Genomic DNA, 12,406 nt, shown 5'->3' on the forward strand with positions numbered 1-12,406 from the left:
AAAAGCCGACGTCATTGCGTCGGCTTTTTTATTTTGGAGGGAGGTCAGCCCTGCTTGTAGACGATTTGCTTAGAGCCTTTTTCACAGGTGCCAACGACTTTTCCGTCGGCAGCAGCGTCCTTATCGACGATTTCCAGCGAATAGCCGGCAACGCCCTTGGCATCCAGTTTCGCCGCGATTTCGGCTTTCAGCTCTTCGCACGATTTGCCGTCAGCAAAGGCTGTTCCCGCAAGGCTTAATAAACCTACCGCTAAAATAAATTGCTTCATCGGTCGCATTCCCTGGTCGGATCAAAGGGAGCTTCCAGCCATCAGCCGGAGGCACTCATGTAGCGCTTTGCTATTTCCCTATGGCATTCGGCCAGCGCGCAAGTTCAGAAGACTAGCTCAAACTCAGCTACTGGCAATCCGGAACCCGACTTTAAGCGTCACCTGAAAGTGGGCAGCCTTGCCGTCCTTGATGTGCCCGCGGGTTTCGGTCACTTCAAACCATTCCAGGTGCTTGATGCTCTTATTGGCTTCGGCCAATGCGTTGTTGATGGCGTCTTCAATGGTGGTGGTGGACGAGCCGACAAGCTCGACTTTCTTGTAGGTGTGATGGTCAGTCATGGCGTTCTCCTTGGGGTATGAAATACAGCCTAGCAGTGATTTTTCGTATTACTTCTGTCGGCTGTTGCAACGCAGAAGTTCAGATTTACTGCACTTTCTCGAACCCTTGAAGTCCCAACCAACACACGCTACTCATCATCAATGAAGGAGAGCCACCATGGCCAACACCTCTTTACGTAAAGCCTCATTGCAAAGCATGGAAGCCGAGATCGAGAGTCTGCTGAAATCGTTGGAAAGTCTGAAAGACGACGCCTCGGACGAGTCGCGTAAAACCCTCAAAGCGCTGAAAGGCAACGCCGAGAACGCGCTGAAACATTCGCGCCATCTGCTCAGCGATGCGTATGAAGAAGTCAAAGTCAAAACCCGTGAAACCGGGATTGCCACACGCGACTACGCTCAGGAACACCCTTGGACTACCGCGGGCGTTGCTGTGGGCGCACTGGGTCTGCTTGCGGCATATCTGCTGTTCAAGCGCGGCGACTAATCGGTTTGGCGCAGTTCAGCCTTGAGCCACTGCGCCAACTGCCGAGCGCGCCCGTCCGCGGCGCGCTTGGGTAGCCACAAAGCCAGTTGCGCCGGGGTTTCACTGAATCCCCAGGGCGCAACCAGGCGACCGGCCTTCAAGTCCTCAGCCACCAACGGTTCAGGTGCAATTGCCACCCCCAGCCCCGCTACGGCCGCTTCCAGCAAATAATACAAATGCTCGAAACCTTGACCGTACTTCAACGCCTTGGCGTCGAGGCCACTTTGCTGTGCCCAGCTCGGCCAGGCCTGTGGGCGCGAAGTGGTGTGCAGCAATGGCTCATCCAATAGCACTGTGGCTGGCGCGCCTTGCAGCTTTTCATAACCCGCGAAGCGTGGGCTCATCACCGGACCGATTCGTTCGCTGGCCAACTCATAGACTTGCATGTCCGCCGGCCATGGCGGCTCGGCAAACACCAGCAGGGCATCGAGCCCCGGCCGTCGCGGATCGAGATCGCCTTCCCCGGCCGACAGGTGCAGGCGCAGGTCCGGCAGGTCCGCATTCAGTCGTCCCAGGCGTGGAATAAACCAGCGCGCCAACAAACTGCCCGAGCAACCCAGTACGAACGGCGCGTCAGCGGTGCTTTGGGTCAGCTCTGCGCACACAGTCCGCAGACGCTCAAAGGCTTCACCGCTGGCATCGCGCAAACGCACGCCGGCATCTGTGAGTTTCAGGCCGCGCCCATCCTTGATGAACAGGCTGACGCCGAGGTGTTCTTCGAGCACCTTGAGTTGCCGGCTCACCGCGCCATGAGTGACGTGCAGCTGTTCGGCAGCGTGACTGACGCTGTTCAGCCGGGCCGTGGCTTCAAAGGCGCGAAGGGCGTTGAGCGGGGGAAGGTCGTGGCTCATGGGATCTGTGAGTTTTCCTGACAGGTTGTGGCGATCTTATCGGTTTTCAGGCTTGGGCGTCAGGGGTAGAGTGACCGTCATTGTCATCTCACGAATCCAACTGGAGCGACCCATGACCCAGACTAACTTGCGTACCGGCCCCGACGCCAACGGCTTGTTTGGCGCGTTCGGCGGCCGCTACGTTGCTGAAACCCTGATGCCGTTGGTCCTCGACTTGGCCCGTGAATACGAATTGGCCAAGGAAGATCCGGCATTCAAAGAAGAATTGGCCTACTTCCAGCGGGACTACGTCGGACGTCCAAGCCCGCTGTATTACGCCGAACGCCTGACCGAATTCTGCGGCGGCGCGAAGATTTATCTGAAGCGCGAAGAGCTGAACCACACCGGCGCGCACAAGATCAACAACTGCATCGGCCAGATCCTGCTGGCGCGGCGCATGGGCAAGAAACGTATCATCGCCGAGACCGGCGCCGGCATGCACGGTGTGGCGACGGCGACCGTGGCTGCACGTTTTGGCCTCGACTGCGTGATCTACATGGGTACCACCGATATCGAGCGTCAGCAGGCCAACGTGTTCCGCATGAAGCTGCTGGGCGCCGAAGTGATCCCGGTGGTCGCCGGGACTGGCACCCTGAAAGACGCGATGAACGAAGCGTTGCGTGACTGGGTGACCAACGTCGACAGCACCTTTTACCTGATCGGCACCGTGGCCGGCCCGCACCCTTATCCTGCGATGGTTCGTGACTTCCAGGCTGTTATCGGCAAAGAAACCCGTACTCAATTGCAAGACCAAGAAGGCCGTCTGCCGGACAGCCTGGTGGCGTGCATCGGTGGCGGGTCCAACGCCATGGGCCTGTTTCACCCGTTCCTTGACGACAAAAGCGTCGAGATCATTGGTGTGGAAGCCGCCGGTTATGGCATCGAAACCGGTAAGCATGCTGCCAGCCTGAACGGTGGCGTTCCGGGTGTACTGCACGGCAACCGTACCTTCCTGTTGCAGGACGACGATGGCCAAATCATCGACGCCCACTCGATCTCGGCCGGCCTCGACTATCCAGGCATCGGCCCTGAGCATGCCTGGTTGCATGACATCGGCCGCGTTCAGTACACCTCGGTGACCGACGACGAAGCCCTCGATGCGTTCCACAAATGCTGCCGCCTGGAAGGGATTATTCCTGCACTGGAAAGCGCCCACGCCCTGGCCGAAGTGTTCAAGCGCGCACCGACCCTGCCGAAAGATCACCTGATGGTGGTCAACCTGTCCGGCCGTGGCGACAAAGACATGCAAACCGTGATGCACCACATGGGAAACGCTCAACACGAGCAGTCCAAGCAGGAGAAACACTGATGAGCCGCCTGCAAACCCGTTTTGCCGAACTCAAGGAACAGAACCGCGCCGCCCTGGTGACCTTCGTCACCGCTGGCGACCCGAGCTATGACACTTCCCTGGCGATCCTCAAAGGCTTGCCCGGTGCTGGCGCCGACGTGATCGAGCTGGGCATGCCCTTCACCGACCCGATGGCTGACGGCCCGGCGATTCAATTGGCGAACATCCGCGCCTTGGGTGCCAAGCAGAACCTGGCAAAAACCCTGCAAATGGTTCGCGAGCTCCGTGAAGGCAATACCGAGACGCCGCTGGTGCTGATGGGTTACTTCAACCCGATCCACATGTACGGCGTGCCGCGTTTCATTGCTGACGCCAAAGAGGCCGGGGTTGATGGTTTGATCGTGGTCGACCTGCCGCCGGAGCATAACGGTGAGCTGTGCGACCCGGCTCAGGCAGCGGGCCTGGACTTCATCCGTCTGACCACGCCGACAACCGATGATGTGCGTCTGCCGACTGTTCTGAACGGCAGCTCTGGCTTCGTCTACTACGTGTCGGTTGCCGGTGTGACCGGGGCGGGCGCGGCGACGCTGGAGCATGTTGAAGAAGCCGTTGCCCGTCTGCGTCGCCACACCGACCTGCCGATCAGTATCGGGTTCGGCATTCGCACACCGGAGCAAGCGGCGTCCATCGCGCGTCTGGCCGATGGTGTGGTGGTGGGTTCGGCATTGATCGATCACATCGCCAATGCCACCACGCCGGAACAGGCGGTTGATGGCGTACTGAGCCTTTGCTCGGCGCTGGCTGACGGTGTGCGTAAGGCCCGCGTCAGCTGAAGGTAAAGTTCCTGATACAGAGGAATTAGAGCCGCGCGGCACAGACTAAACAGCAAGACCGAGGGCTTCAGGACTACGTTCTGAAGCCCTTTTTGCTGTATGTGCGGTGAGGAAAGACCTGATGAAAATGCCGAAACGTCTGATTGCCAGCCTGGGCGTGCTGATGCTCAGTGCCACCCCGTTGCTGAATGCGAGTGCTGATCAGCGCGACGATCACGACCGCGGCGGCCCGCAGCAGGGCCATTACGACAACCGTGGTGACAATCATGGCGATGACCACCGTGGCCCGCAGGACAATCATCGCGGCGGCCCTCCGCCACGGGATTTCGGCCCGGTGCGCCAGACTATTCACGATAACCACGGCTATTTTGTACGCGGGGCACCACCTCCTCCAGGTGTTCATCTGGTGCGTGGTCGGCCGTTGCCTCACGGCTATTACGGTGAGCGTCTGGATAATCGCGCCTTGGGGCGGCTGCCGTATTACACGGGCTACGAATGGCGCCGTGCGGGGGGCGATATTGTGCTAATTGCCGTGGGCACCGGGATCGTCTATGAAATTCTTGAAGGGGTGCTTTGATTTAACGTGCAGGCAAAAAGAAGGCGTCATGGATCATCCACGACGCCTTCTTGCTTATGGCAACTCCAGCCCGCCTGCTGCTTTATGCAATTTGCGCAAATGTTCGCCCACCAGTTTCAGGTTGGCTTCATTGGCGGCCATCTCAGCTGCCCGGCCTGGTTCGAGCAGCGCTCTGACTTCCTTGTCCAGATCGCCGGTCAGCAGCTGAAGCTGCTTCTGCCGCAGGTTGCTTTCCGATTCCAGGCGCTGCCATTCATTCGGTTGAGGCAATCCGTAACCGCCGGTGCCGAGCAGCTCCGCCGGACGACTGAGGAAGCCGCTATTGGCGAGAATCTGCTGCAAGGTCGCGTTCGCCTTGTCCATGCCGCCGTTCTTCAATTCCCGAGCGCCCAGATAACGCTGTTTCACTTCATCCTGGGCCAGCACCAGCTGTTGACGGAAGCTTGCCTGCTCCAGCAACAGCAACGCGGCACTGGTGCGCAAATCAGCTTGCTCAAACCATTGCCGACGTTCTGCAGCTTTCAGTGCCAGCCAGTCTTCGACTTTTTCCTGCTTGATCGGCAAGTGCTTCTTCAGCACTTCGAACATCGCTTGGTAACGATCACGGAAGGAATCGAAGCGATAACCAAGGCGCAGCGCTTCGCGTGGGTCGTCCAGCACGCTGGTATTCGCCAGTCCGCGGCCTTTCATCACTTCCAGTAAGCCGTTGGGCATGATGCTGTCGAGCCCGACCAGTTTCGCGTTGTTGGTGCCGCTGCGCAGCAATTTCAGGCCTTCTACCGCGCAGTTATTGGACAGGAAAAAATAGTTGCCGTCGTAACTCCAGTGCATCTCGGCGGCGTGTTCCACCACGTCTTCAATTTCGTTGCGCGACAGGTTCAGCGGCACCGAAGCCAGACTGCGCAGTTCAGTCTTGGTGTATTCGTCGATCACTTGGGCCAACGGCAATACAAATAGCCGCGACGGATATTTACCCACCAATCCATCCCAGCTCGAGAGCTGTACGTCGCCGACGAAGGCGCGATAGGACAAGACCAGGTGCTGGTCGAGATCCAGTCGGCAATCTGGCCCACGGGGCCGACCTGGCGCGCAGATCACCAGACGCAACATGCTGTGCCCCCAGCGGCTGACCCAGTTCTGGTTGGCTTCGGCCAGCAGATAGTCGACGGCGTATACCCGTTCCGGATCGACCTGGCCCAGCGGTTGTTTAGCGAAGTCGTTGCCGGCATTGAGGAAGGCAAAGGACTTGCTGCAAGCGTCCTTGGCAGCGGGAGCCCAACCGAAATGTTCTTTGTAGTAGCGATACAGCGCGGGGCGACGGCAGGCATAGCTCGGGTCGAGGAGGAAATACTCCATGTTGACCGCGACAAACTCTTTGGGACTGCTCGTTTCGTAGATGTCCGGGCTGCGGGCGATTTGCCGGTTGTGCTGCTCGCGCTCGCCACGGCGACCGACGTATTGCGGCCAGCCGGCCAGATCGAGCAGGCGCGGGTCATCGCTCAGGGTAAAGCGGCGGTCGGATTGACCACGGCATTCATCCGGGATGCCGATCAGGCCGGAACTGTTGTTGCGCCGGGTACAGCGCTGGATCAGCGTGCGTTCCGCGTCCGGCCACAGGCGCGAACGGTCGTAAATGTGGGTGAGTTCATGCAACACCGTTGCGAGCATTTCGCGGCGGACGGTGCCGTGGGGGCGATAGGTTTTCTTGGTGGCGGCGCTGCCGTCCGTGAGGCTTGCGAGCAGGTTGCGGTTCAGGTCGAGTTCGGACACCAGCGAGGCCTGGCCATAGGCATTGCTCGGCATGTCGTCGGTCCAGCCGACATCAATGCGGCGGTCCAGTTTTTCGATAAAGCGTGGCGGCAAGGCCTGCATGGCTTCATCGAGCAACACCTGACTGGCTTGCTGTTGTTCGGGGCTCAGACCCTCGGTCTTGAGCCGTAATTGCAGGCCAGCCTGGGCCGTGTTGCACAGCAGCAACATCAGCCCGGCCAGCAGCCAGGCGCTTGGCGACTTCACAGTGCGAGGATGGCTTCGGCGAGCACCTGATCACTGGCGTCCCGGGCTTCCGGCACGCGGGTGCGCAACGTGTTGATGGCCGCTTCGAGGTGCGCGCCGCGTATGTCGCCGTCACTGGCAACAAAACTGGCCGCATCGTCGTGGGCTTCACGGATGATCTTTGAATCCCGGATCGACGTGGTGGTATCGGACGTGAAATCAAGGGTGCGCTGGGTGGCATTGATGATGATATTACTGGTGGCGACCAGGGTATGCGCCTGGGTCACATCGGCCAATAAAAGCAGGCCAAGGGCAACAGCAATCAGAGGGCTACGCATGGAACGACTCCGCAAGGACAAAGGATAACTATTGGACGAGAATTGCCTGCGCCAGTTCAAGGTCGCTTGCATGAAGTTTTGGCTGGCTGCGGCGCAGGTAAATCAGCGCGGATTCCAGCTGCGCTCCGCGTAATTGGCCGTCGCTGGCAATGAACGCCGCAGCGTCATCGTGTGCCTCGATCAGCAACTTACGGTCGAAGGGGGCGGCGGTCACCATGCTTGAGGCGTAACCAGTGACCACAATGCCTTGGGTCGACAGGTTGAACGCGTCGAAGGCATAGGTCGGGCTCGACCAGCAGGCCGCGAGAAATACTGAGGTGAAAGACGGCTTTGAAAGAAAACGCATGAGACTCGATTGTCGAAAGCGAGTCCAAAGGCTAGCGCAATGCCCGGGCTAGAGCCAGCCCCGAAATATTGGGACACGACAAGCGTGTCCCATGTGACAGTGTCGCTTAGATCGTCAGGATGGCCTGTGCCAGTTGTGCATCAGTGGCGTTCAGCTGAGGCGCCTGGTGGCGAATGTGGTCAAGTGCGCTTTCCAGTTTCACGCCACGAATGGCGCCTTCGCTGGCGACGAAGCTGGCGGCGTCGTCACGGGCAGCGCGCACGATCTTGTCATCGCGAAAGGAAGAAGTGACATCGGAGGTTGCATCGGAACTGGACTTCAGCGCGCCGACAACGGCATCCGTGGTCACGATAAAGCTGGTCGCGTGGGAATTGGCAGCCACGGCAAGCAGGGCTGCAGCGCTGAGCAGACGAAGACGGGACATGGTGTAACTCCTTTGGATAACCGATTGAGAGGTGTTGAGGTAGCTGTTGAGTCAGACGCCTGTCGTACAGCGCTCGCCACGTTCTGGTTTGATATTAGGCCTGCTTTTATCGGTTCGAACAGTCCCTTCTGTTAAAGCAGGGCCTAGCGCCAGAACGGTTTATCCAATTCATTGAGCCGATCCGCGTGGCTGATGCCCAGGTCCGAGAGTTGCTGATCATTGAGCTGGCCCAGCAAACGTCGGGTTCTAGCTCTACCAACGTTGTCAGCGAGCACCCTCAGCAAACGTTTAAGCCTGAGGAACCGCGGCTTCGTTTGAAGGGCAGAAGCGGAAACATTCAGTAGGTTATTCATGGCGCAGTCCTTTTGCCGGTGAGTCAGGACTTCCATGTTGAGCTCTTTGCTTCTGGACCTACAGATACACCGCAAAGAAATTGTACTGGTGCAATTATTAAATAGTTATAACTGTAACTGTCGCCCGCTATCCCTCTTGTACTGGCACTGACAAAGGCCGAAAACGACAAAGCCCGTCGTGGTTACCCACGACGGGCTTTGTTTTTTCAATTTGGAGTGCTGGCTGTGGACCCGGTGGGTCAGGGCCAGCGACGCTAACTTAGCGCCAGAACGGCTTGCTCAGCTCTTCGTAGCGTTGTGCTTCGCTAATCCCGGCATCAGCCAGCAGACGCGAATCCAGACGAGCCAGTTGATGGCGGCTGGAGATGCGGCGCTGCCACAGCATCAGGTTGGCAATAACGCGAAGAGGCATGGAAGCCTGGGTTTTTGCAGCGGTATCTTCGAAGAACAGTTCGGAACTGAGTGTACGTTCCATGGTTGACATCCTTCCGCTTGTGGCGGGATTAGGTAGTGGTTTAACTGATGCCAATGATCCTCTCGTTTGGCTAGTCTCTGTAGATACAGTTCACCTGTATTGTGAGGGACCAGTTAACTGTTAATAGGGGGTGTACTGGTCGAAATTGAGGCAACTGTACCTGTCGGCACCAAATTAGTGCGATTTCTATGTTTTGTGTGGATTTGGTAGGCAATTACGGTAGGAAATGACCAGTACAGCAGTACAGTTTTAAACATAATCTACTGCGACCAATGCCAGCTGACGCAACTGTGCTTGCGTCAGCTGTTTTTCGCCGAATCAGACCGCCAGCATTCGCCCGGTTTCTTCCAGGTTGATGTGCCAGCGCAGGGCATCGCGCAGGATATGCGGGGTGTGCCCGCCCAATGCGCAGGCCGACGTAAAGTAGTCATCCAGCGCCTGGCGATAGTCCGGGTGCACACAGTTGTCGATAACCACTCGAGCCCGCTCCCTTGGCGCCAGGCCGCGCAGGTCCGCCAGGCCGATCTCCGTCACAAGGATGTCGACGTCATGCTCGGTATGGTCGACGTGGCTGACCATCGGCACCACGCTGGAGATTGCGCCACCCTTGGCGATCGATTTGGTAACGAAGATCGCCAGGTGCGCGTTGCGCGCAAAGTCCCCGGAACCGCCGATGCCATTCATCATGCGTGTGCCGCAGACATGGGTGGAGTTGACGTTGCCGTACAGGTCGAACTCCAGCGCAGTGTTGATGCCAATGATGCCGAGGCGCCGCACCACTTCCGGGTGGTTCGAGATTTCCTGCGGCCTCAGGACCAGTTTGTCCTTGTAGCGCTCCAGGTTGCCGAAAACATCGGCATTGCGTCGACTCGACAGGGTGATCGAACTGCCTGACGCAAAGCTCAGCTTGCCGGCGTCGATCAGGTCGAAGGTCGAGTCCTGCAGCACCTCGGAGTACATGGTCAGGTCTTCAAATGGCGAGTCGATCAGGCCGCACATCACCGAGTTGGCGATGGTGCCAATACCCGCCTGCAATGGGCCGAGCTTGTTGGTCATGCGCCCTGCGGCCACTTCTTGCTTGAAGAAGTCGATCAGGTGATCGGCAATGGCTTGGGTATCGACGTCCGGCGGCAGGACAGTGGAGGGCGAGTCGGACTGATTGGTGATCACGATGGCGACGATCTTTTCCGGCGGGATCTGGATGGCGGTGCTGCCAATGCGATCGTCGACTTTGACCAGCGGAATCGGCGTGCGGGTCGGGCGATAAGTCGGGATATAGATGTCGTGCAAACCCTCAAGGTTCGGGTTGTGGGCCAGGTTGATCTCGACGATCACGTGCTTGGCGAAAATCGCAAAGCTGGCCGAGTTGCCCACCGAAGTGGTCGGCACGATATGGCCCTGCTCGGTGATCGCTACGGCTTCAATCACCGCGATGTCAGGCAGCTTGAGCTGCTGGTTGCGCAGTTGCTCGACGGTTTCCGAGAGATGCTGGTCAATGAACATCACTTCGCCGGCGTTAATCGCCTTGCGCAAAGTGCTATCGACCTGGAATGGCATGCGTCGCGACAGTACACCGGCTTCGGTGAGCTGTTTATCGAGGTCGTTGCCCAGGCTGGCGCCGGTCATCAACGTGATTTTCAGCGGAGTGATTTTGGCGCGCTCGGCCAAGGCGTGGGGGACGGCTTTGGCTTCGCCAGCGCGAGTGAAACCACTCATGCCGACGGTCATGCCGTCCTGAATCAGAGCGGCAGCGTCAGCGGCGCTCATCACCTTATCCAACAACGAAGGCAAGCGAATACGATCACGGTACATGGATGGTTATCTCGGGCAACGGAAGCAAGGTGTGCAGTCTAGTGATTTGAAAAAAATCCGTCCCGCTACCATGGTCGAATGCAGAGGCCTGATTTAGAGCCTTTGGTCGGGTTTCACGGGGAATAAAAAAACCCCAGCCTACTAAAGGCTGAGGTTTTGGGTATTGCGTTGGAGCAGGTTTTACTCGACAGCTTTGACCATGTCTTCGATGACTTTCTTGGCGTCGCCGAAGACCATCATGGTTTTGTCGAGGTAGAACAGTTCGTTGTCCAGACCGGCATAGCCGCTGGCCATCGAGCGCTTGTTGACGATGATGGTCTTGGCCTTGAACGCTTCGAGAATCGGCATACCGGCAATCGGCGATTTCGGGTCGTTCTTCGCGGCCGGGTTGACCACGTCGTTGGCGCCGAGCACCAGCACCACGTCGGCCTGACCGAACTCGGAATTGATGTCTTCCATCTCGAACACCTGGTCGTAAGGCACTTCTGCCTCAGCCAGCAAAACGTTCATGTGCCCAGGCATACGACCGGCAACCGGGTGGATCGCGTACTTCACGGTGACGCCGCGATGGGTCAGCTTCTCGGTCAACTCTTTAAGCGCATGTTGCGCCCGAGCGACCGCCAGGCCGTAACCCGGAACGATGATCACGGTGTCGGCGTTGGTCAGCAGGAAGGTCGCGTCGTCAGCCGAACCGGACTTCACCGGGCGGGCTTCTTTCGAACCTGCCGGGCCAGCCGGGTCCGCCGTGTTGCCGAAACCACCAAGCAGTACATTAAAGAAGGAGCGGTTCATCGCCTTGCACATGATGTACGAGAGGATCGCACCGGACGAACCCACCAGAGAACCCGCGATGATCAGCATCGAGTTGTTCAGCGAGAAGCCGATACCTGCCGCTGCCCAGCCGGAGTAGCTGTTGAGCATCGACACCACTACCGGCATGTCTGCACCGCCGATCGGGATGATGATCAGCACACCCAGCACGAAAGCCAGGGCCAGCATCAGTGCGAAGGCAGTGAGGTTGCCGGTCAGCATGAAGGTGATGCCCAGCGCCAGTGTGGCCAGACCCAGCAACAGGTTCAGCTTGTGCTGGCCACCGAACTGTACCGGTGCGCCCTGGAAAAGGCGGAACTTGTACTTGCCCGACAGCTTGCCGAACGCGATCACCGAACCGGAGAAGGTGATTGCACCGATGGCCGCACCGAGAAACAGCTCCAGACGGTTACCGGCCGGAATCGCATCACCGAGTTGCTTGACGATGCCCAGCGATTGCGGCTCAACGACAGCTGCGATCGCAATGAACACCGCGGCCATACCAATCATGCTGTGCATGAAGGCGACGAGTTCCGGCATCTTGGTCATTTCAACGCGCTTAGCCATGATCGAGCCGGCAGTGCCGCCGACCAGCAAGCCGACGATGACATAGCCGATGCCAGCGGTGGCCAGCTCCGCGCCCAGCTTATAGATGAGGCCGACTGTGGTGAGGATCGCCAACGCCATGCCGAGCATGCCGTATACGTTGCCGCGCCGCGATGTGGTCGGGTGCGACAGGCCTTTAAGGGCCTGGATGAAGCAGATCGACGCGATCAAGTAGAGCGTCGTTACAAGATTCATGCTCATTACTTGGGCGCCTCTTCTTTTACGGCTTTCGGGGCTTTTTTCTTGAACATCTCAAGCATCCGGCGGGTCACCAGGAAGCCACCAAACACGTTCACTGCAGCCAGAGCCACCGCGAGTGTGCCCATGGTCTTGCCCAGGGGCGTTACGGTCAAAGCCGCGGCCAGCATGGCGCCGACGATGACAATCGCCGAGATCGCGTTGGTCACCGCCATTAATGGCGTGTGCAGTGCAGGCGTAACGTTCCAGACCACGTGATACCCGACATAAATCGCCAGCACGAAGATGATCAGGTTGTAGATACCGGGGGAGATAAGCTCTTCCATCGTC

General features: G+C 58.5%; 16 protein-coding genes. 4 read left to right on the forward strand and 12 right to left on the reverse strand.

Annotated elements, in window-relative coordinates; genetic code table 11:
• Positions 1 to 44 precede the first annotated feature (44 nt).
• Positions 45 to 269, reverse strand: a complete 225-nt coding sequence (locus tag ACA068_RS00500; protein WP_497306809.1) for a DUF1161 domain-containing protein — start codon at positions 267 to 269, stop codon at positions 45 to 47.
• A gap of 123 nt (positions 270 to 392) precedes the next feature.
• Positions 393 to 608, reverse strand: a complete 216-nt coding sequence (locus ACA068_RS00505; RefSeq protein WP_497306811.1) for a dodecin — start codon at positions 606 to 608, stop codon at positions 393 to 395.
• 157 nt (positions 609 to 765) lie between these two features.
• On the opposite strand from ACA068_RS00505, the gene ACA068_RS00510 reads away from it, so the two are divergent.
• Positions 766 to 1,092 (forward strand): ElaB/YgaM/YqjD family protein, encoded by a 327-nt coding sequence (locus ACA068_RS00510; protein ID WP_033059863.1) that lies wholly within the window; start codon positions 766 to 768, stop codon positions 1,090 to 1,092.
• Here ACA068_RS00510 and ACA068_RS00515 read toward each other — a convergent pair.
• Entirely contained in the window at positions 1,089 to 1,982 is an 894-nt protein-coding gene (locus ACA068_RS00515) for a LysR family transcriptional regulator (RefSeq protein ID WP_497306813.1), read from the reverse strand. The two genes, ACA068_RS00510 and ACA068_RS00515, sit on opposite strands and share 4 nt — an antisense overlap.
• 112 nt (positions 1,983 to 2,094) lie before the next feature.
• Here ACA068_RS00515 and trpB point away from each other — a divergent pair, with 112 nt between their 5' ends.
• The 3 genes from trpB (at position 2,095) to ACA068_RS00530 (ending at position 4,719) form a co-directional block, all read left to right on the forward strand.
• Positions 2,095 to 3,330 (forward strand): tryptophan synthase subunit beta, encoded by a 1,236-nt coding sequence (gene trpB / locus ACA068_RS00520; protein ID WP_497306815.1) that lies wholly within the window; start codon positions 2,095 to 2,097, stop codon positions 3,328 to 3,330.
• Positions 3,330 to 4,142 (forward strand): tryptophan synthase subunit alpha, encoded by an 813-nt coding sequence (trpA, locus tag ACA068_RS00525; RefSeq protein WP_497306816.1) that lies wholly within the window; start codon positions 3,330 to 3,332, stop codon positions 4,140 to 4,142. Before trpB ends, trpA begins: the two co-directional genes overlap by 1 nt.
• A gap of 121 nt (positions 4,143 to 4,263) precedes the next feature.
• Positions 4,264 to 4,719 carry an anti-virulence regulator CigR family protein gene (locus ACA068_RS00530; protein WP_497306818.1) on the forward strand — a complete coding sequence of 152 codons (456 nt, stop codon included), beginning with the start codon at positions 4,264 to 4,266 and terminating at the stop codon, positions 4,717 to 4,719.
• Between the two features lie 54 nt (positions 4,720 to 4,773).
• On the opposite strand, the gene ACA068_RS00535 is transcribed toward ACA068_RS00530, so the two are convergent.
• The 9 genes from ACA068_RS00535 to ACA068_RS00575 form a co-directional block, all read right to left on the reverse strand.
• Positions 4,774 to 6,735 carry a DUF7844 domain-containing protein gene (locus tag ACA068_RS00535; RefSeq protein ID WP_497306820.1) on the reverse strand — a complete coding sequence of 654 codons (1,962 nt, stop codon included), beginning with the start codon at positions 6,733 to 6,735 and terminating at the stop codon, positions 4,774 to 4,776.
• A complete protein-coding gene (locus ACA068_RS00540) occupies positions 6,732 to 7,052 on the reverse strand; it encodes a DUF2388 domain-containing protein (protein ID WP_094469762.1) in 321 nt (106 codons plus the stop codon). The genes ACA068_RS00535 and ACA068_RS00540 overlap by 4 nt, the downstream gene beginning before the upstream one ends.
• A 28-nt stretch (positions 7,053 to 7,080) precedes the next feature.
• On the reverse strand, positions 7,081 to 7,398 hold the full coding sequence (locus ACA068_RS00545; RefSeq protein ID WP_497306822.1) for a DUF2388 domain-containing protein: 318 nt from the start codon (positions 7,396 to 7,398) through the stop codon (positions 7,081 to 7,083).
• Positions 7,399 to 7,504: 106 nt separating this feature from the next.
• Positions 7,505 to 7,822, reverse strand: a complete 318-nt coding sequence (locus ACA068_RS00550) for a DUF2388 domain-containing protein (protein ID WP_010465729.1) — start codon at positions 7,820 to 7,822, stop codon at positions 7,505 to 7,507.
• Positions 7,823 to 7,965: 143 nt separating this feature from the next.
• Positions 7,966 to 8,175, reverse strand: coding sequence for a DUF1127 domain-containing protein (locus ACA068_RS00555; RefSeq protein WP_497310688.1), 210 nt, complete (start codon positions 8,173 to 8,175; stop codon positions 7,966 to 7,968).
• Between the two features lie 259 nt (positions 8,176 to 8,434).
• A complete protein-coding gene (locus tag ACA068_RS00560; protein ID WP_007902752.1) occupies positions 8,435 to 8,650 on the reverse strand; it encodes a DUF1127 domain-containing protein in 216 nt (71 codons plus the stop codon).
• Positions 8,651 to 8,968: 318 nt separating this feature from the next.
• Positions 8,969 to 10,462: a succinyl-CoA:acetate CoA-transferase ScpC gene (gene scpC / locus ACA068_RS00565; RefSeq protein ID WP_497306823.1), complete on the reverse strand. Its 1,494-nt coding sequence runs from the start codon at positions 10,460 to 10,462 to the stop codon at positions 8,969 to 8,971.
• Between the two features lie 180 nt (positions 10,463 to 10,642).
• Entirely contained in the window at positions 10,643 to 12,079 is a 1,437-nt protein-coding gene (locus ACA068_RS00570; protein WP_497306825.1) for an NAD(P)(+) transhydrogenase (Re/Si-specific) subunit beta, read from the reverse strand.
• Positions 12,079 to 12,402: an NAD(P) transhydrogenase subunit alpha part 2 gene (locus ACA068_RS00575; RefSeq protein WP_003187010.1), complete on the reverse strand. Its 324-nt coding sequence runs from the start codon at positions 12,400 to 12,402 to the stop codon at positions 12,079 to 12,081. Before ACA068_RS00575 ends, ACA068_RS00570 begins: the two co-directional genes overlap by 1 nt.
• Positions 12,403 to 12,406: the final 4 nt, after the last annotated feature.

It is taken from the genome of Pseudomonas sp. LBUM1660 (assembly GCF_059695935.1).